Origin of the sequence: Pseudonocardia acidicola, from assembly GCF_012911935.1 — a bacterium.
Lineage (GTDB): Bacteria > Actinomycetota > Actinomycetes > Mycobacteriales > Pseudonocardiaceae > Pseudonocardia > Pseudonocardia acidicola.
Genome location: NZ_JAAXLA010000015.1, coordinates 16,692 through 36,219, shown reverse-complemented (window position 1 = coordinate 36,219; position 19,528 = coordinate 16,692). Strand labels below are relative to the sequence as shown.

Genomic DNA, 19,528 nt, shown 5'->3' with positions numbered 1-19,528 from the left:
TTACTGTCGATCGAGTGAGCCAGTCCATCGGTCAGGTGCGGGGCGCGACGCGCCTCGACAGCAGCGTCACGGGTCCGTTCCGGCGCGGCGGTGGCACGCGGCGGGCACTGCGGTGGCTCGTCGTCGTGCCGGTGGTGCTGCTGCTGTGTGCGTCGGCGGCGTTCGTGTCGTTGTGGCTGGCGACCCCGTCGGTCGCGGATCTGCCGAGCCGCGCCGCCGGCGACGCGGCCGCCCACCACAGCGTCGATCCCGGCGTGGCACCGACCCCGGATCGGGTCGTACAGGCGCTGGTCGCCACCGAGGACAGCCGGTTCTTCCAGCATCCCGGTGTCGACCCGGTGGGTGCGGTCCGCGGGGTGATCGGTGCGCTGCGCGGCGACGACACGGCGGGCGGCGCGACACTCGACCAGCAACTGGCGAAGGTCGTCTACACCCCGGGCGCCGCCGGGACCGGGGCGAAACTGGAGCAGATCGTGCTCGGGGTGAAGATCGACCACACCTACTCCAAGCAGCAGATTCTGCAGGACTACCTCGGGATCGTGTACTTCGGGCACGGGTACTACGGCCTGTCCGCGGCGGCCCAGGGGTACTTCGGTGTCGACCCCGCCGAGCTGTCCTGGGCGCAGGCGAGTGTGCTGGCCGGGCTCGTCCAGGCGCCGTCGGCGTACGACCCGGTCCGGCATCTCGATCTCGCCAAGCTGCGACAGCGGCACGTGCTGGACCGGCTCGTCGCCACCGGGGTGCTCACCCCCGCCGCCGCCGACGCCACGTTCGCGGCGCCGCTGGGACTTCGTTCCCGGGGCTGACCCCCGGAGGCCGGATCACCGAGTCGGCGTCGTCCGGCACCGGGGTAGGGCGCGATTTTGCCGTCCCCTGGTCGTCATCCGGCACGCGTCTTCCAGGCGCGTCCCTAGCGTGGCCTGCATGACGGGTGCCTGGATGACGGGTGACAGTGGATCCGGGAGGGCTGCCGTGACGTTCCGGCGCCGGACCGCCGTCCTGGCATGCTGCGCAGTGGCGCTGCTGGCCGGGTGCGGCGGCAGACCGGCGGGTCCGCCGGCCGCGACGGGCGCCGGGGCGAGCACGTCCGCGCCGAATCCGAACGCGCCGGAGGTCAACGCCGCCGGCGACATCCCCGACACCCAGGTCTTCGTCCCCTACCCGGCGCCGGACGGGTCCTCCGCCGTGTCGGTACCGCAGGGATGGGCACGGGCCTCCGACGGGACGGCGGTGGTCTTCACCGACAAGTTCAACTCGGTGCGGATCGAGAGCCTGCCCCGCGGGTCCGCCCCGACCGTGGCGTCCGCGACGGCTGACGAGGTCCCGGCGATCCAGCGCTCGACGGCCGGGTTCGCGCCGGGCGACGTCAGCACCGTGTCCCGCAAGGCGGGGCAGGCCGTGCTCATCACCTACACCGGCGCCTCGGCACCCGACCCGGTGACCGGGAAGTCGGTCACCGAGGCGGTGGAACGGTACGAGTTCTGGCGGGGTGGCACGGAGGTGGTGCTCACGCTCTCGGGGCCGAAGGGCGCCGACAACGTGGACCCCTGGCGCACGGTGACCGACTCCTTCCGGTGGTCGCGGTGAGCACCCCGACCACCGGCGCCTCCCGTGCCGCGACGACCGAACCCGGCGCCACCCCGCCGGCGCTCGCGGCACGGTCGCTCTACCGGTTCTTCCGGGCGGGGGAGGAGGAGACCCTGGCGCTGCAGGGCGTGACGCTGGCGGTGCAGGCCGGTGAGTTCGTCGCGGTGGTGGGGCCGTCCGGATCCGGCAAGTCGACGCTGCTCGCGTGCCTGGCGGGGCTGGACGAACCCGACGGCGGCAGCGTGTCGGTGGGCGGACAGCGGATCAGCCACCGGCCGGAGGCCGAGCGGGCCCGGATGCGGGCCCGGATGATCGGCGTGCTGTTCCAGAGCGGGAACCTCATCGAGCACCTCACCGTCGAGGGCAACGTTGCGCTGGCCCAGCAGATCGCCGACCGGCCATCCCGGCCCGACCGGGGTGCGCTGCTGGCCGCACTCGGACTGGCGCCCCGCGCGGGGGCGCTTCCCCGCACCCTCTCCGGTGGCGAGGCGGCCCGGGCGGGTCTCGCGGTCGCCCTGGCCAACGGGCCTGCGGTGGTGCTGGCCGACGAACCGACCGGTGAGCTCGACAGCGGCACCGAGGCCTCCGTGCTGGAGTTGCTGCTGGGCACGGCGGCGCGCGGGGTCGCCGTCGTCGTGGCGAGCCACAGCCCGGCGGTCGCGGCCGCCGCGCAGCGGGTCGTCAGGCTGCGCGACGGGCGGGTGCAGGCATGAACGCCCCGCAGGCCGATGCGTTGTCCGAGGTGCTCGTGGAGTGTGCCGCGGCGGCACACACCTACGGCGCCGGCCCGACCGCGGTGGTCGCCGTGCACGGCGCCGACTGCGTGGTCCACCGGGGCGACCGGGTCGCCCTCACCGGACCGTCCGGCTCGGGCAAGTCGACGCTGCTGCACATGATGGCCGGGCTCGACCGCCCGACCACCGGGGCGGTCAGCTGGCCCGCGTGGGGCCGGCCGCCACTGGGCCGGCCGGGCGCAGTGGGGATCGTCTTCCAGGGCCCCAGCCTGCTGCCCGATCTCGACGTTCTGGAGAACGCGGCACTGCCGCTGCTCCTCGCCGGGGTGCCCGATCCGGTGGCGGCGGAGCGAGCCCGCGGCGCCCTGGAACGGCTGCGCATCCGCGAACTGGGCGCGTCGTTGCCCGGCGAGCTGTCCGGCGGTCAGGCCCAGCGGGTCGCGGTCGCCCGGGTCCTCGCAGCGGGCCCGCAGCTGATCCTGGCCGATGAGCCGACCGGGCAGCTGGATCGCGAGGCCGCGGACCGGGTGATCACGGTGCTGCTCGAGGCGGCGGACGAGCTCGATGCCGCTCTGATCGTCGCCACCCACGACGAGGCGGTCGCGGGCCGGCTGGCCCGCCGGTGGCGGATGGACGACGGCCGGCTCCGCGTCGACGCTCCCGGTTCCACGTCCGACCGGCGGAGGGTGTCGTGATCGGCACCTGGTGGTGGGGGTTGCTGCGCCATCGCGGCGCCCGGCTCGCAGCCACCGCGGCCGGGATCGCGGTGGCTGTCGCCCTGCTCGCCTCGCTGGGCGCGTTCCTGACCGGGGCCCAGGCGTCGATGACCCAACAGGCCGCCCGAAGTGTCGCGGTGGACTGGCAGGTCCAGGTCCAGCCCGGCGGCGTCCCGGCCGCTGTGCTCGACGCGGTGCGCACCGACCCCGGCACGACGGCGGCGCTGCCGGTCGACTACGGGCACGCGGACGGGCTGAGCGCCAGCACCGGCGGCAGCACCCAGACCACCGGGGCGGCGACGGTGCTGGGCCTGCCCGAGGGGTACCGCGCCACCTTCCCGGGTGAGGTGCGCGCGCTGGCCGGAGCGGACACCGGGGTGCTGCTCGCCCAGCAGACCGCCGCCAACCTGCATGCCGCTCCCGGCGACGTCATCACGGTGGCGCTCCCGGGGGCACCGGCGGCGACGGTGCGCGTCGACGGGGTGGTCGACCTGCCCGCAGCGAACTCGCTGTTCCAGGTGGTCGGGGCGCCGGCGGGCAGTCAGCCCGCCGCGCCCCCGGACAACGTGCTGCTGCTGCCGTCGGCCCTGTGGAACGCCCTGTTCGCGCCGCTGGCCGGCCGCGCCGATCCGGTCAGCACCCAGATCCACACGGCCCGCAGCCACGGGCTGCCGGCCGACCCGGCGGCCGCGTACACCGAGGTCACCGGGGCCGCGAAGAACCTGGAGGCCCGGACCTCGGGGGCGGCGCTGGTGGGGGACAACCTGGGGGCGGCCCTCGATGCGGCCCGCAGCGACGCCGCCTACGGTCAGATGCTGTTCCTGTTCCTCGGCGTTCCGGGCGCGGTGCTGGCGGGGCTGCTCACCGCGGCCGTCACCGGTGCCGGTGCACCCCGGCGTCGTCGGGAACAGGCGCTGCTGCGCGCCCGCGGTGCCACCGGGCGGCAGCTCGTCCGGCTCGCCGCGGTGGAGGCGGCCACCGTCGGCGTCGCAGGCAGCCTGGCCGGGCTCGGGCTCGCCGCGGTGGTGGGCCGGGTCGCGTTCGGGACGGCGGCCTTCGGCGCGACGCCGGGCGCGGCGGCGTCGTGGGTCGGGGTCGCCGCCACGCTCGGGCTGGCGATCGCCGCACTGACCGTGCTGGTGCCCGCGTGGCGTGACCAGCGCGGGACCACGGTCGCCGCGGGGCGCAGCACCGCCGAGCGGCCGCGGGCGCCGTGGTGGGCCCGCCACGGCCTCGACGTGCTGCTGCTCGCGCTGGCCGGCCTGGTGTTCTGGCTGACCAGCCGCAACGGCTACACCCTCGTCCTCGCCCCGGAGGGGGTGCCGACGATCTCGGTGTCGTACTGGGCGTTCGCCGGGCCCGCGCTGGCATGGCTGGGGACCGGGCTGCTGGGCCGGCGGCTCGCGGACCTCGTGCTGGGGCGTGGCCGGGGGCTGGTCGGGCGTGCGTTGCGTCCGGTGGCGGGCGGGTTGTCCGGCACGGTTGCGAGCACGCTGGCCCGCCGCCGCGGGCCGTTGGCCCGGTCCGTCGTACTGCTCGCGCTGGCGCTGTCGTTCGCGGCCTCCACCGCGACGTTCAACGCCACCTACCGGCAGCAGGCCGAGGTCGATGCGCTGCTCACCAACGGCGCCGACGTCACCGTTACCGAGTCTCCCGGCGTGACGGTCGGGCCGGCCGGGGGCGTGACGCTCGCGGCGATCCCCGGGGTCCGGCAGGTCGAGCCCGTGCAGCACCGCTTCGCCTACGTGGGCGCGGACCTGCAGGATCTCTACGGCGTGCGACCCGCGACGATCACCCGGGCCACCGCCCTGCAGGACACGTACTTCCAGGGCGGAACCGCGCGTGGGCTGATGGGCGAGCTCGCGGCCCGGCCGGACTCCATCCTGGTCAGCGCGGAGACCGTGAAGGACTACCAACTGCGTCCGGGGGACCTGCTCAACCTCCGGCTGCGCGACGGGCGCACCCACCAGCTCACCACCGTCGGCTTCCACTACGCCGGGGTGGTCACGGAGTTCCCCACCGCACCGAAGGACAGCTTCTTCGTGGCCAACGCCGACTACGTCGCGCGCGCCACCGGCAGCGACGCCGTGGGCGCGTTCCTGGTCGACACCGGCGGGCACGACAGCACGGCCGTCGCCGACCGGATCCGCGCTCTGCTCGGGCCGACCGTCACCGTCACCGACATCGCCACCACGCGCTCGGCGATCGGCTCGAGCCTGACCGCGGTCGACCTGGCCGGGTTGACCACGGTCGAACTCGGTTTCGCGCTGGTCCTCGCGGCCGCGGCCGGCGGACTGGTGCTCGCGCTCGGGCTGGCCGAACGGCGCCGATCCTTTGCCATCGCCCGGGTGCTGGGGGCGCGACCACGACAGCTGCGTGGCTTCGTGTTCGGTGAGGCCGCCGTACTCATCGTCGGCGGCCTCGTGCTGGGGGCGCTCGGGGGCTGGCTGCTCTCCGAGATGCTGGTGGCGGTGCTGACCGGGGTGTTCGACCCGCCGCCGTCGTCCCCGGCCGTCCCGTGGACCTACCTCGGCGCGATCACCGTGCTCACGGTGGGAGCGCTCACCGTGGCCGCCGTCGGTGCCGTCCGGCTCGCCCGCCGAGCCACCGTCGAGGCGATCCGCGAGTTGTAGGCGGCTGAGCCCGGCGGTTGGGGGGAGCGAGGAGCGGGCTGGGCGCAGCCCGTTCCTCGCTGTGTCGTCCGGGGTGGGTGTTCTGATATAGCTCTTTTTCCCGAATCATCACCTAGGGCTGGAAAGGGCCGCACCATCGTCTTCCTAGCGTCGTCGGTATGACGATGCTGCAGGTCGAGGAGCCCGAGCCGGCTCCAGCAGACCGACGGGGTTCCCCCCGCGGGCCCCGGCGCGGCCGCTGGTGGGCGGTCGGGACGGTGCTGGCGTTGTTGATCGCGCCGTCGGTGTCCTATGTGCGGGCCCTGACCTACCCCGGCCAGGCGTCCTTCACGGTGCGCACGGTGGAGTGGGTGCGTGACCACGGTGGCGCCGGTCTGGTGAACATGCTGGAGAACTGGTGGTACTCGCATCACGCTCCGACGGGGGCCGCCCCCGATCCGGCCTCCCTGCCCACCGCCACGCCCACCGTCGCCGGCCCCGCCGCCCCGCCGGCGCTGCGGGCCCTGGCGGGCGTCCCGGCGTCGGCGGGCGAGGGGACGTGGGTGGCCGGGCCGCGCGGACGGTCCGGAAGGCCGGCGCTGTACACCACGTTCGTGCGCCCGGATCGGCTGCATCCGAGCGTTGTCGCCGGAGTGGCCGCCCTCGACCAGAGCCAGGTCCGGACCACGTTGGTCGCCGGCACCCGGGAGCCCACCGGCCTGGGCTGGCCCGAAGGCGGCCAAGTGCCGGCGGCCCTGCGATCAACGCTCGTAGCCGCGTTCAACGCCGGCTTCAAGATGGTCGACGCCCAGGGTGGTTTCGTCGCCGACGGCCGGACAGCGGTGCCCCTGCGCGCCGGTGCCGCGTCGCTGGTGGTCGACCGGGCCGGGACGGTGACGGTGGGACAGTGGGGACGCGACGTCGGCTTCGGACCCGACGTCGCCGCGGTGCGGCAGAACCTCGCCCTCATCGTGGCGGGCGGCCGCCCCGTTCCCGGCCTGGATGTCAACGCGGGCGGCACCTGGGGCAGCCTGCGCAACCAGCTGCAGTACACCTGGCGGTCCGGTGCGGGCGTCGACGCGTCGGGTCGGCTCATCTACGTGGGCGGGGCCGACCTGACGCTCTCCACCCTCGCTCAGGCGCTCGCCGATGCCGGGGTGATTCGCGGGATGGAGCTGGACATCCACCCCGGAATGGTTGATTTCTTCTCCTACCGCCGCTCCGCGTCCGGCGCGCCACTGGGCAGCCTGCTACTGCCGTCGATGCCCGGCCCGCCCGACCGGTACCTCAAGCCGGACCAGCGCGACTTCTTCGCCGTCGCGCTGCGCTGAACCGGCTGCACCCCGACACGGCGGCAGCCGCCGATCGCGACGTGCTCAGCGCAGGGTGAACCAGGCCAGGCAGAGGGCGCCGGCCACGATGCAGTAGATGCCGAACGGGCGCAGCGAGCGGGTTTCGAAGTAGGCGGTGAGGAACCGGACGGACAGGTAGGCGCCGATGCCGGACATGAGGCTGCCGACGAGGATCTGGGGGCGGATGCCGGCGCCGAGGGGGCCGGCCAGGTCGCCGAGTTTGAGCACGCCGGCGGCGAGGATGACCGGGGTGGCGAGCAGGAAGGAGAAGCGGGCGGCGTCCTCGTGGGACAGGCCCTTGACCAGGCCGGTGACCATGGTGGAGCCGGAGCGGCTGATGCCCGGGGCCAGGGCGGCGATCTGGGCGGCGCCGATGAGCACGGCCCGGCCGACGGGCAGGGTGGCCAGCCGCCGGTCGGAGATCTCACCGGCGGTCTGCGGGGCGGTGGTGGCGTGCCGGCCGCCGCCCGTCATCGCCGGGGTGACCACCGGCAGGACGACGGTGTCCCGGGTGGCGTCGCGGTCGTCGGCCCAGCGACGCAGCCGCTCGGCGGTCAGCAGCAGCACGCCGTTGAGGACCAGGAACACCGCGGTGGGGGTGGGTTTGGCCAGGTAGGTCCGGAACACATGGTCCAGGGCCAGCCCGGCGAGGCCGACCGGGATGGTGGCGAGGACCAGCAGCCAGGCCAGTCGCTGGTCGGGGGTGCGCACCTCGCGGCGGGTGATGGAGGTGATCAGGCCGCGGATGATGCGGACCCAGTCCCGCCAGAAGTAGATGATCAGCGCCAGGGCGGTGGCCACGTGCAGCCCGACGATGAAGGCCAGGTAGGGCGATTCGGGGGCGCTGACGTCGAGGTCCTGGGCCCAGGAGCCGCCGATCACCGCCGGGAGCAGCACGCTATGTCCCAGGCTCGAGACCGGGAACAGCTCGGCCACGCCCTGCAACCCGCCGATCACGATCGCTTCCAGCCAGCTCAGCCCGCTCACCGGGTGCCTCCTCGTCGATGTCGTCGATGTCGTCGTCCTGCCGGGGAGGAACGCGTCACGGCTCCCCCCAGGACGGTGTGTGACCCGGTGCCGGGTCGTGGCGCCTGCACAGGCCCGCGTCGGCCGCGGGCCTGTGTGTCGAGTACGCCGCCGATCCGCACCGGGTGCACGAGCGCGGTCATGATGTCCGACGCCGGGACAGGCGCCCGTTGTGGGGCAAGGCGATCCGGCTCCGGGGTGATGGGGTATGCGGCGGGGCGAAGCGGGGCGAACTGCTCATCCCCAGCAGGCTTGCGCCGACCGGGTTAGGCCCCGGCAAATCGACGGTCAGAGCGGGGTGCCGATCACGTGCCGGCGGCCGGCGCCTCCAGCCGGTACCCGTGGCCGCGCAGCGTGAGGATCTGCGGGACCGCGGTGCCGGACGCGCTGTCGAGCTTGCGGCGCAGGGCCGCGACGTGCACGTCCAGGGTCTTGGTGGACCCGAACCAGTGTTCGTCCCACACGTCGGCCATGAGCGTCTCCCGGCTGACCGCGACGCCCGGCTCCGCGGCCAGCCGCGCGAGCAGGTCGAACTCCTTGGCGCGCAGCACGAGCTCCGTGCCGGCGATGGTGACCCGGCGGGCCGCGGTGTCCACCAGCAGGTCGCCGACCGACAGGCTCGCAGCGGTCAGCGGGCTCGGCCCACCCCGCCGCAGGTGCGCGCGCAGCCGCGCGTGCAGTTCGGCGAGCCGCACCGGCTTGGTCAGGTAGTCGTCGGCGCCGGCCTCCAGGCCCACCACGACGTCCATCTCCTCGGAACGGGCGGTCAGCATGACCAGCACACTGCCGGGCCGGATGACCCGCAGCTGCCGGCACACCTCGACACCGTCCAGATCGGGCAGGCCGAGATCCAGCAGCACCAGGTCGAAGTCCTGCGCGGCCGAGGTCTGCAACGCGCCGTGGGCGGTGCGCTGCCAGCTGACCTCGTGGCCGTGCGCGCGCAAGCTGGACATCAACACCCCCCCGATGGTCTCGTCGTCCTCCACCAGGAGCAGCCTGCTCATACCTGCAGGTTAGGTGGCGCAAGCCGGCGCGTTCGGGCAGTTGGCCGGTTCATAACCGATTCCGGAGGGTCCGCCAACCCAAGGCGCCCCCGCGGTCCCGGAGTGTCCGGTTGCCGGCGGCAATATCACCTCACCGAGGTGAGGAGGACAGCGCGGTGACGCGGCACCCTGCATCAGGTCGGAGTGCAGAGGGGCGGCGAGGTCAGATGCCACTCGCAGAGCTCGTGTTGATCGCAGCGCCGCTCGGGGTTTTCGGTGCGGCGTTCCTGGCTCCCGCGGTTCTCGTGCGGCGTCAGTTCAGCAGGCTGCCGGAGGCCTTCGAGTGCAAGGTGCGGGCGCCGGACGGCCGGCTGGCCGGGCTGTCGCGGCGCGGGCGGTGGCGCCGCGCCCGGGCGGTGTGGGTTCACGACGTGCTGCTCCTGCGGTCGGGGCGGCCCGCAGCTGCGGTGCGCCCGATCGCGGTACGTCATCCCGACGGCTCGGTGAAGGCGGCCCCGCCGCAGCTGGTGTCGAGGCTCGGTCCCGCACCGGTGATCCTGCGGTTGCGGCTCGATGGTGGGCAGCTTCTGGAGATCGCCGCGCGGCGGGAGGCGAGGTCCGTGATCGCAGGGCCGTTCGTCGTCGCGGCGGTCGAGGGCCTGCCCAGCGGGAGTCCGGAACGCCGGTCGAAGGGCACGACCTGAGGAGCCGATGATGGCAACACCCGATATCGGGACGCCGGCACCCACGCTCGACCGGCCCGCCGCTGCGGCCGGGCCGACCGGTTCGACCGCGGGGAGAGCGGCGGCCGCGGCAGCGACGGCGCGGGACTCGATCCAGGTGGATGTGCCCGGAATCGGAAACCTCGTCCTGCCGGCGCTCCACGAAATCGCCTACATGGGTGGGATCGCCGCGCTGGCGCTGCTCCAGATCATCGAATGGCCGGCGGCGGCGGTGCTGACCGTCGGGCACATCCTCGCCCGCAACCGGCACCACGCACTCCTGCGCGACTTCGGCCAGGCGCTCGACGAGGCCTGAGAGGGGTGGCCGGGCGCGGCCGGGCAGCCCGGCCGCGCCCCCTGCCGCTGTCAGGTGTGGTTGAAGCCGTCCGTCGTGCTGGACCGCCGCGGGGGGTTCTCGGCGAGGAACTCGACGGCGCTGCGCAGCGCGCTGATCAGGGCCTCGGCCAGGTCGTAGCTGAAGCCCTCGCGGACCACCACGCGCATCACGGCGACGTCGGTCGCGTCCGCGGGCATCGTGTAGGCGGGCACCTGCCAACCCCCGATCCGCAGCCGTTCGGAGATGTCGAAAACGGTGTAGGGCGCGGAGTCCGCGAGCCGGAAGGCGAAGACGGGGATCGCGCTGCCGTCGCTGACGAGTTCGAACGGTCCGAGCGCCGCGATCCGGGACGAGGTGTGCACCGCGAGGTCGCGCAGCGACTCCATCACCGTGCGGTAGCCGGATCGGCCCAGCCGCAGGAAGTTGTAGTACTGGCCGACGATCTGATTGCCGGGCCGGGAGAAGTTCAGGGTGAACGTGGGCATGTCCCCGCCCAGATAGTTCACGTGGAAGACGAGGTCCTCGGGCAGGTCCTCGCGCTCGCGCCACACGACGAAGCCGACCCCTGGATAGACCAGCCCGTACTTGTGCCCCGAGACGTTGATCGACTTGACCATCGGGAGGCGGAAGTCCCAGACCAGGTCCGGGTGCAGGAACGGCGCGACGAAGCCGCCGCTGGCCGCATCCACGTGGACGGGCACCTCGTACCCGGTGATCTCGTTGTGCGCGACCACGGCGTCGTGGATCTCCCGGATCGGTTCGAACTCACCGGTGTAGGTCGTACCGAGGATGGCGACGACGCCGATGGTGTTCTCGTCGATCCGCGCGACCACCTCGTCCGGGGTGATCACGTACCGGTCGTGCTGTACGGGGATGTAGCGGGGCTCGACGTCCCAGTAGCGGCAGAACTTCTCCCAGACGACCTGCACGTTGGACCCGAGGATCAGGTTGGGCCGGTCGGTGGGCCGCCCGGCAGCGGCCCGGCGCGCCCGCCACCGCCACTTCAGCGCCATCCCGGCGAGCATGACGGCCTCGCTGGACCCGACGGTCGACGCGCCGACCGCGTCGCCGCCCTCCGGGGCGTTGAACATCTGGGCGACCATGTTCACGCAGCGACGCTCGATCTCGGCGGTCTGCGGGTACTCGTCCTTGTCGATCATGTTCTTGTCGAACGCCTCGGCCATCAGCCGGTCGGCCTGGGGTTCCATCCAGGTCGTCACGAATGTGGCGAGGTTCAGCCGCGAGCTGCCGTCCAGCAGAAGTTCGTCGTGGATCAGGCGGTAGGCGGTCTCCGGCGGTGCGCCGTGTTCGGGCATCCGGTACTTGGGGATCGGGGCGAGGTCCAGCCGCTGGGTGTAGGCCGGTGCGACGGCGGACTCGGCCTCCGAGTCCTTGCGCGACACGTGCCGATGAACCACGGGTCCTCCTGGGGCGCGTCGGTGGGGCGCCTCCGGTGGATCGCCGGAGCGCCGTGATCACCGTACGACGCCGGCGCGGATCACCGGCCCAGCGCGGTGGTCCCGCGTCCGGGTGCACACTGCCCGGCCGGCCGAGTCCGGTATGTCCCTCGTCAGAGATTGCCGCGTTGTGCCTGTTCGCGCTCGATGGCCTCGAACAGGGCCTGGAAGTTGCCCTTGCCGAAACCGAGCGAGCCGTGCCGCTCGATGAACTCGAAGAACACGGTGGGCCGGTCGCCGATCGGCTTGGTGAAGATCTGGAGCAGGTAACCGTCCTCGTCGCGGTCGACGAGGATGCCGCGCGACCGGAGTTCCTCGATCGGCACCCGGACCTCGCCGATGCGGGCCCGCAGCTGCGGGTCGGAGTAGTAGGAGTCCGGGGCGTCCAGGAACTGGATTCCGCGCGCCCGGAGGATGTCGACGGTCTGGAGGATGTCGTCGGTGGCCAGTGCGAGGTGCTGGGCGCCCGGGCCGCGGTAGAACTCGAGGTACTCGTCGATCTGGGAGCGCTTCTTGCCCGGGGCCGGCTCGTTGAGCGGGAACTTGACCCGGTGGTTGCCACTGGCGACGACCTTGCTCATCAACGCGGAGTACTCGGTGGCGATGTCCTCACCGACGAACTCGGCCATGTTGGTGAAGCCCATGATCCTGTTGTAGAAGTCGACCCAGGTGTCCATCTGCCCGAGCTCGACGTTGCCCACGACGTGGTCGAGGGCCTGGAAGATCCGCTTCGGTGCGCCGGTGGGCGTCCCGGCCGACGAGGTCCGGGTGACGTATCCGGGCAGGTACGGCCCGCTGTAGCCGGAGCGGTCGACGAGGGTGTGCCGCGTGTCGCCGTAGGTGGCGATCGCTGCGATGCGGACGGTGCCGTACGCGTCGGAGATGTCGTGCGGATCCTCGAGCACCGTCGCACCCCCGGCGCGGGCGTGGGCGATGCAGCGGTCGACGTCGGGCACCTCGAGGGCGATGTCGACGATGCCGTCGCCGTGGCGGCGGTGGTGGTCGAGCAGCGGGCTGTCCGGGGCGACGCCGCCCTTCACGACGAAGCGCACCGCCCCGCTGCGCAGCACATAGGCGTGGCGGTCCCGGTTGCCGGTCTCCGGGCCGGAGTACGCGACCAGCTCCATGCCGAAGACCGCCTGGTAGAGCAGAGCGGCCTGGGTGGCGTTGCCGACCGACCACACCACCGCGTCCCAGCCGGTCACCGGGAACGGGTCGGCGCCGGTGTCGTACTCGACGAGCCCGACCAGCCGGCGCAACTGCTCGAGGTCCAGCTCCGCCGTGCGCTCCTGGCTGGTGAGGGCGAGGGCCTGTTCGATGCTCACGGTCGACCTCCTCGGGTAGGCAGCCGGGCGCTGCGCATCCAGCAGACGCCGACGGTGTCCTGCTGCGCAACAGCGGCCGATCGACCTGGTCGAAGCGTGCAGAATGCCGAGCCGAGCGGCCGTACAGCTCTACGATGTGCCGAGTTGCGGAAGGAACGCGATGAACCAGCGGACCGCCGATGCCGGACTCGACGCGCTCGACCTCGCCCTGCTCCGCGCGTTGCGCGAGCGCCCGCGCGCGGGCGTGCTCGAGCTGTCCCGCACGGTCCGGGTCGCGCGCGCCACCGTGCAGGCCCGGCTCGACCGCATGGAGCGCACCGGGGTGATCACGGGCTACGGCCCGGACGTCGACGTGACGGCCGCGGGCTTTCCGGTGCAGGCCTTCGTCACCCTCGAGATCGCGCAGGGCGCGCTCGACGACGTGACCGCGGAGCTCGCCTCCGTGCCCGCGGTCACGGAGGCCTACGCCACCACGGGCTCGTCCGACGTGCTGTGCCGGCTGGCCGCGTCGTCGCACCAGGACCTGCAGGACACCCTGCTCGAACTCAACCGCTCGCCCACGGTGGTGCGGTCGACGAGCGTGGTCGTGCTGTCCGTGGTGGTGGCGCCCCGGACCCAGCCGTTGCTGGAGCAGCGGCCGCGGAGCGGACCCCGGCGTGCCCCCGCATATCGGGAATCCCGGCCCTGAGCCCTCGACGGGCCTGCGGCGAGGGTGTTTCGTCTGGTCGGTGGTGGCTGCGCGCGGCCGACACCGACGGTGCACCTCGACCACAGGGGGACTCCCGTGCACGACGACCGCATCGTGACCGAGGACCGGATCGCCCGTGCCCTGCGGGACCGGCTGCTGCCGGCCGTTCACGGCCCCACCGAGCCACTGCGCGTCAGCGCCTGGGACGCGCCCGGGGAACCGGTGCCGTTCGCCGACGCGCTCGCCGCCGACTTCGTCCCGGCCCGGGTGGGGGGCCGGTGGGGCACCCCCTGGGGAACCACCTGGTTCAGGTTCGACGCCACGGTGCCCCGGGACTGGGCGGGGCGGCGGGTGGAGGCACTGGTCGACCTCGGGTTCGACGCCGCGACACCAGGGTTCCAGGCGGAGGGGCTCGCCTTCACCCTCGCCGGTGTTCCCATCAAGGGGGTGCAGCCGCGCACGACCCACGTTCCCGTCGACACAGCACCAGGCCGGCCGGTGAGCTTCCTGGTCGAGGCGGCGGCCAACCCCGACGTGGGTGGCGACTGGACCTTCGTGCCGACCGGCATGGGCGACACGGCTACGGCGCCACCGGGCCCGCTGTACTCGCTGCGCCGGGCGGAGCTCGCGGTCTGGAACCCGACGGTGTGGGAACTGGTCCAGGACGTCCGCGTCATGACCGGTCTGATGCGCCAGCTCGACGTCCGCGAGCCGCGTCGCCACGACCTGCTCCGGTCCCTGGAGCGGATGCTGGACCGGCTGGATCCGGACGACGTCATCGGTACGGCGCCGGACGCCCGGTCGGAACTGACCGCCGCACTCGGCCGCCCCGCCCATCCGTCGGCGCACCGGATCGTCGCGGTGGGGCACGCCCACATCGACTCGGCGTGGCTGTGGCCGGTGCGGGAGACGATCCGCAAGGTGGCGCGGACCGTCGCCAACGTCCTGCACCTGATGCACGACGATCCGGGGTTCGTCTTCGCCTGCCCGCAGGCCCAGCACTACCAGTGGATGAAGGACCACTACCCGAGCATCTTCGCCGAGCTGCGCAAGCGGGTCGAGGCGGGACAGTTCGTGCCGGTCGGCGGGATGTGGGTGGAGTCGGACACGAACATGCCGGGCGGCGAGGCCCTGGCCCGGCAGTTCGTCACCGGAAAGCGGTTCTTCATCGAGGAGCTGGGCGTCGACCCCGAGGAGGTGTGGCTACCGGACTCGTTCGGGTACAGCGCAGCGCTGCCCCAGCTGGTCAAGCTCGCGGGATCGCGGTGGTTCCTCAGCCAGAAGCTCTCGTGGAACGAGGTCGACCGGATGCCGCACCACACCTTCCGCTGGGAGGGCATCGACGGGACGCGGATCTTCACCCACTTCCCGCCGGTGGAGACCTACAACGCCGAGCTGTCCGGAGCGGAGCTCGCGCACGCGTCGCGTACTTATGCCGAGCACGGCCGGGGCTCGCTGTCGCTGGTTCCCTTCGGCTGGGGGGACGGCGGCGGTGGGCCGACCCGGGAGATGCTCGCCGCCGCAGCCCGCACCGCCGACCTGGAGGGTTCCCCGCGGGTCACCGTGGCCTCGCCGAGGGAGTTCTTCGAGGCCGCGCAGGCCGAGTACCCGGACGCGCCGGTGTGGCGCGGCGAGCTGTACCTGGAGATGCATCGCGGCACCTACACCAGCCAGGCGCGCACCAAACAGGGCAACAGGCGAAGCGAGCACCTGCTGCGGGAGGCCGAACTGTGGTGCACCACCGCTGCCGTCGCGGGCCGGGCCGACTACCCCTACGACGCCTTGGAGCGGATCTGGAAGGTCGTGCTGCTGAACCAGTTCCACGACATCCTCCCGGGTAGCTCCATCGCCTGGGTGCATCGCGAGGCCGAGCAGGCCTACGAACGCGTCGAGGCCGAGCTGGCGGCGATCATCGAGACGGCCCAGCTGGCGCTGGTCGAACCCGGGGCCGGCGAGGTCACGTTCAACGCCTCCCCGTATCCCCGGGCCGGACTGGCGGCGCTCGGCGGCGGCCGCCCGGCGCGGGCGGGGGAGCGCGCGGTCGAGGTGCGGGCCGACGGCGACGGGTACCTGCTGGACAACGGGACGATCCGGGTCCGGGTGGACATCCGCGGCCTGGTCACGTCGATCGTGGACGCGGCGTCCGGGCGAGAGGCCGTACGCCGTGGTGGATCCGCGAACCGGCTCCAGGTGCACCGGGATTCGCCCAACCGGTGGGACGCCTGGGATGTCGACGAGCACTACCTGCGCACCGTCGTCGACCTGCTGGACGTGGACCGGATCGCCGTCGTCGATCGTGGGGTGAGCATCAGCCGCTCGTTCGGCGACTCGGCCGTCTCGCAGCGCATCACGTTGTGCGCAGGCGGGCCGGGTGCAGCCGGGCGCACCCTCGAGTTCGAGACCGTCGTCGACTGGTACGAGTCGGAGAAGTTCCTGAAGGCCTGCTTCGAACTCGACGTCCATGCCGAGCAGTACGCCTCGGAGACCCAGTTCGGGCACGTCGTCCGGCCCACCCACCGCAACACGTCGTGGGATGCGGCCAAGTTCGAGACCTGCGTGCACCGCTGGGTGCACGTGGGCGAGACCGGGTACGGGGCCGCGCTGGTCAACGACTCGACCTACGGCCAGGACGTGTCCCGCACGTCCGGTGCCGATCCCACGACGACCACGCAGGTCCGGTTGTCGCTGCTGCGGTCGCCCCGGTTCCCGGACCCGGTGACCGACCACGGGCGTCACACGTTCCGGTACGCGCTGGTGGCAGGCGCGGGCATCGCCGACGCGGTGGCGGCGGGATACGCGGCGAACCTCCCGCTGCGTTCGGTCGCCGGCCGCGGCGACGTGGAGCCGATCGTCCGGGTGCACAACCCGGCCATCGTCGTGGAGTCGGTCAAGCTCGCCGAGGACCGCTCCGGTGAGGTGGTCCTGCGGCTCTACGAGGCGTACGGCGGACGGGCGGGAGGCCGGGTCGAGGTTGCGTCGCCGATCGTCCGGGCCATGGAGACGGACCTGCTGGAGCGGGAGGTGCCCGCCACCGGGCTGGTCGCGTCCGACCGCACCGGTTTCGCGGTGTCGCTGCGGCCCTTCCAGGTCCTCACCGTGCGGCTGGGCCTGCTCCGGTGAACGGCGCCGATCCGGCGTACGGGCTGGCGGCCATGACCCGGCTCGACCGGTTGCCGCTCCTGCGACTGCACACCGTCGCGGGTGGACAGTCCAGTTTCGAGCGCAACACCCGCGGGCCCAGCAGGGGCAACGACGACTGGAACAATTTCCTCTACACCCGTCGCGGCGAGAAGGTGATGCTCGACCAGCGGGGGCCCGGCACGGTGTACCGGATCTGGGTGACCGGGTTCCGTCCCGCGAAGGACTGGCTGCGGGTCTATTTCGACGACGAGCGCACGCCGCGAATCGACATCATGCTGACGGACCTGTTCTCCGGAACCTGCCCGCCGTTCCTGTCCCCGCTCGTCGCCGACGACGCGGCGTCCAGCGGCGGCTTCACCTGCTATCTGCCGTTGCCGTACCAGCGGTCGATCCGGATCACGACCAACATGAGCCGCTACTACAACATCGGCTACCACACCTTTGCCCCCGGCACCCGGGTGACGACGTGGAGCGGTGCCGAGGACAGCGCCGCGGCGCGCCGCGCGTGGAGCAACGCCGGCGCCGGTGCGGCCGTCCCGGCCGGTGGCACGGTGACGGCGGGGACCGTCCAGCTGCGGCCCGGCGCGGCTCAGACGATCTTCGCCTGCGGTGGACCGCGGACGATCTCGTCGATCACGATCGCGCTGCCCGGTGCCACGCCCCGGGCCGTCACCGACACCGGGCGCGCGCATCGCGGCCACAGCCGGTTCACGCTGGCGATCGATCCGGTCAACAGCGGCGTGACACTGACCCGGCGGACGGACCACGGCGTGGCCGACCAGCGGGCCAGGGTCGTCGTGGACGGTGCCGACGCGGGGGAGTGGTCCGACCCCGGCCGTGACCGCGCCTACCGCTGGCGCGACAGTTCCTTCGACGTCCCGTCGTCGATCACGGCCGGCAGGAGCGCCATCACCGTCCGGCTCGAGGACGTCTTGCCGGGGAACGAGTGGACCGAGTTCGGCTACCGGGCCTACTCGACGGTGGACGACACCGCGGTCCTGAGCGACACCCTCGACGTGGGGGATCCCGCGAGCGAGGCGAGCCACGGCTACACCATCAGCGGCCAGACATGGAGCGGCTCGCTCGTGGCCGGGTACGACACGGCCGACCTGCTCAACCGCACGCGCATCCGGATGTACTGGGACGGCGAGGCGACGCCCAGCGTGGACGCCCCGTTCGGTGCGTTCTTCGGGATGGGGAGTTTCGGGGCGTACCCGACCCGGGCCCTGGTGGTCGGGATGGACGCCGCGGACAACCTCTACGTCCGGCTGCCGATGCCGTTCCGCCGGCACGCCACGATCGACCTGGTCAGCAGCCGCGCGCGCCCGACCGCCGGGGTCGGCTTCGCGGTCCGGCACGCGCCCGGCGATCTCGGCGACGTCGGATACCTGCGCACCAGCCTCACCGCCACGACACCGACCATGATCGGTCAGGACATCCCGATCCTCGACGTCTCCGGATGCGGCAACTTCGTCGGGGTCACCGCCTCCTATGCGGGCGCGGCGAACCGCTGGTTCCTGGAGGGCGACGAGCGCATCCACGTCGACGACAGCGGTTCGCCCGCGTTCTACGGGACCGGCACCGAGGACTTCTTCAACGGCGGCTGGTACTTCGATCGCGGCCCGTACACCCAGCCGATGAGCGGGAACACCGCCCACCTGGTCCGCGGCCGGACCGCCTGCGTCGCGGCCTACCGATTCCTGCTGCAGGACACGGTGCCCTTCCGACGACGGATCCGGGTGTCCATCGAGCACGGCGGGCACAACGACACCACCACCGACGCCTGGACGCTCGCGTACTACTACCACCAGCCGAGGACGCGGCTCGTGCTCACCGACACCCTCGACGTCGGCAACCCCGCCGGCGAGGCGGCCCACGCCTACCGCATCAGCGCCCAGACCTGGGCCGGGACCCGCACCTACCAGTACGAAGGCAACGCCGACACCGTGGACGTGGTGGACAGCGGGCGTGCGCACCGCGGGGAGAGCCGGTTCGACATGGCGATCGACCCGGGCAACGCCGGGGTCGTGCTCAGGCGGCGGCTCGACCAGACGATCGCGAACCAGCGCGCCGACGTCGATGTGGACGGCGAGCTCATCGGTCCCTGGTACGTCGCGGGTGGGAACGCCTTCAGCCAGTGGCGCGACGCGGACTTCCTCATCCCGCCGTCCGCGACGGCGGGCAAGAAGACGATGGCGGTGAGGATCCGGTTCGTCGCGTCGGCGCTGGACTGGAACGAGTTCACCTACTGGGCGTACTCGCTGATGCCGTGACCTCCGCGCCGGGGCCGGTCAGGCTTTCGTGACGATCGTCGTGACCGGCAACCCGAACCGGCGTTCGGCCTGGTGGGGCAGGTCCGCCTTGAGCCAGCGCGAGAACCGCCGCGGCAGCGTCGCGACGATGATCTCGTCGAACTGGCGGTCCGCGAGCGCGTTGGCGATGGCCTCGAGCGGGTTCGCACTGCCGAGGTTGCCCTCGGCCTCGACACCCGATGCGGTGAGGACGTCCAGCAGTCGCTCCAGCCGGTGCCGGGCCTGCGCGCTCGCCTCCTCGTCGGTCTCGGGGCGGCCGTAGCTGGTCACCATGCTGGGCATGGGCACCATGCCGCCCGCAGCAGGCACGACGTGGTAGTGCGCCGCGCTGGTGTTCGGGACGAGCACGTAGAAGGAGCTGGGCTCTGCCTCGATCCGCTTGCTCAGCTCGCTCCGCAGGTCCGGACCTTCCAAGGTCTGGTTCGCGACGACGAGGTACCTACGCATGACGACCACCCGCCCGGTCTGCGTTGACACGTGGAGTCGGTGCATGCTATTGGCCCGTGCCTGGCCCGGGCTACCGGCGTAAGTGCGGT

16 protein-coding genes are annotated in these 19,528 nt (G+C 72.6%); 11 read left to right on the top strand and 5 right to left on the bottom strand.

The features are described from left to right. Nucleotides 1-14: 14 nt before the first annotated feature. From HF526_RS10575 to HF526_RS10550, 6 genes are all read left to right on the top strand, one after another. Nucleotides 15-806, top strand: a complete 792-nt coding sequence (locus HF526_RS10575) for a transglycosylase domain-containing protein (protein ID WP_169381200.1) — start codon at nucleotides 15-17, stop codon at nucleotides 804-806. A 166-nt stretch (nucleotides 807-972) separates the two neighbouring features. Then, the gene (locus HF526_RS10570; RefSeq protein WP_169381199.1) at nucleotides 973-1,587 is read left to right on the top strand and encodes a hypothetical protein; all 615 of its coding nucleotides are present in this window, start codon (nucleotides 973-975) and stop codon (nucleotides 1,585-1,587) included. Next, nucleotides 1,584-2,300, top strand: a complete 717-nt coding sequence (locus HF526_RS10565; protein ID WP_169381198.1) for an ATP-binding cassette domain-containing protein — start codon at nucleotides 1,584-1,586, stop codon at nucleotides 2,298-2,300. Before HF526_RS10570 ends, HF526_RS10565 begins: the two co-directional genes overlap by 4 nt. Continuing rightward, nucleotides 2,297-3,016, top strand: coding sequence for an ABC transporter ATP-binding protein (locus HF526_RS10560; RefSeq protein WP_169381197.1), 720 nt, complete (start codon nucleotides 2,297-2,299; stop codon nucleotides 3,014-3,016). The genes HF526_RS10565 and HF526_RS10560 overlap by 4 nt, the downstream gene beginning before the upstream one ends. Beyond that, nucleotides 3,013-5,670, top strand: a complete 2,658-nt coding sequence (locus HF526_RS10555; RefSeq protein ID WP_169381196.1) for an FtsX-like permease family protein — start codon at nucleotides 3,013-3,015, stop codon at nucleotides 5,668-5,670. Before HF526_RS10560 ends, HF526_RS10555 begins: the two co-directional genes overlap by 4 nt. A gap of 158 nt (nucleotides 5,671-5,828) precedes the next feature. Then, on the top strand, nucleotides 5,829-6,980 hold the full coding sequence (locus HF526_RS10550; RefSeq protein ID WP_169381195.1) for a hypothetical protein: 1,152 nt from the start codon (nucleotides 5,829-5,831) through the stop codon (nucleotides 6,978-6,980). A gap of 45 nt (nucleotides 6,981-7,025) precedes the next feature. Here the strand turns inward: HF526_RS10550 and HF526_RS10545 are convergent, their stop codons facing one another. Then, entirely contained in the window at nucleotides 7,026-7,988 is a 963-nt protein-coding gene (locus HF526_RS10545; RefSeq protein ID WP_169381194.1) for an undecaprenyl-diphosphate phosphatase, read from the bottom strand. A gap of 344 nt (nucleotides 7,989-8,332) precedes the next feature. Further along, on the bottom strand, nucleotides 8,333-9,031 hold the full coding sequence (locus HF526_RS10540; RefSeq protein WP_169381193.1) for a response regulator transcription factor: 699 nt from the start codon (nucleotides 9,029-9,031) through the stop codon (nucleotides 8,333-8,335). A 206-nt stretch (nucleotides 9,032-9,237) separates the two neighbouring features. On the opposite strand from HF526_RS10540, the gene HF526_RS10535 reads away from it, so the two are divergent. Together HF526_RS10535 and HF526_RS10530 are read left to right on the top strand one after the other, a co-directional pair. After that, nucleotides 9,238-9,714 carry a hypothetical protein gene (locus HF526_RS10535; RefSeq protein ID WP_169381192.1) on the top strand — a complete coding sequence of 159 codons (477 nt, stop codon included), beginning with the start codon at nucleotides 9,238-9,240 and terminating at the stop codon, nucleotides 9,712-9,714. 10 nt (nucleotides 9,715-9,724) lie between these two features. Beyond that, on the top strand, nucleotides 9,725-10,048 hold the full coding sequence (locus tag HF526_RS10530; protein WP_169381191.1) for a hypothetical protein: 324 nt from the start codon (nucleotides 9,725-9,727) through the stop codon (nucleotides 10,046-10,048). A 50-nt stretch (nucleotides 10,049-10,098) separates the two neighbouring features. Here the strand turns inward: HF526_RS10530 and gad are convergent, their stop codons facing one another. Together gad and hppD are read right to left on the bottom strand one after the other, a co-directional pair. Further along, a complete protein-coding gene (gene gad, locus HF526_RS10525; RefSeq protein WP_338051398.1) occupies nucleotides 10,099-11,487 on the bottom strand; it encodes a glutamate decarboxylase in 1,389 nt (462 codons plus the stop codon). Between the two features lie 152 nt (nucleotides 11,488-11,639). Further along, nucleotides 11,640-12,800 (bottom strand): 4-hydroxyphenylpyruvate dioxygenase, encoded by a 1,161-nt coding sequence (gene hppD / locus HF526_RS10520; RefSeq protein ID WP_211177037.1) that lies wholly within the window; start codon nucleotides 12,798-12,800, stop codon nucleotides 11,640-11,642. Between the two features lie 211 nt (nucleotides 12,801-13,011). Here hppD and HF526_RS10515 point away from each other — a divergent pair, with 211 nt between their 5' ends. The 3 genes from HF526_RS10515 to HF526_RS10505 all read left to right on the top strand — a co-directional run bounded on the left by HF526_RS10515 (nucleotide 13,012) and on the right by HF526_RS10505 (nucleotide 18,953). Further along, nucleotides 13,012-13,539 (top strand): Lrp/AsnC family transcriptional regulator, encoded by a 528-nt coding sequence (locus HF526_RS10515; RefSeq protein WP_169381189.1) that lies wholly within the window; start codon nucleotides 13,012-13,014, stop codon nucleotides 13,537-13,539. Nucleotides 13,540-13,635: 96 nt separating this feature from the next. Next, entirely contained in the window at nucleotides 13,636-16,659 is a 3,024-nt protein-coding gene (locus HF526_RS10510; protein WP_169381188.1) for a glycoside hydrolase family 38 N-terminal domain-containing protein, read from the top strand. Continuing rightward, nucleotides 16,656-18,953 (top strand): DUF2961 domain-containing protein, encoded by a 2,298-nt coding sequence (locus tag HF526_RS10505; protein WP_169381187.1) that lies wholly within the window; start codon nucleotides 16,656-16,658, stop codon nucleotides 18,951-18,953. The genes HF526_RS10510 and HF526_RS10505 overlap by 4 nt, the downstream gene beginning before the upstream one ends. A gap of 18 nt (nucleotides 18,954-18,971) precedes the next feature. On the opposite strand, the gene HF526_RS10500 is transcribed toward HF526_RS10505, so the two are convergent. Next, nucleotides 18,972-19,439, bottom strand: coding sequence for a universal stress protein (locus HF526_RS10500; RefSeq protein ID WP_169381186.1), 468 nt, complete (start codon nucleotides 19,437-19,439; stop codon nucleotides 18,972-18,974). Nucleotides 19,440-19,528 lie beyond the last annotated feature (89 nt).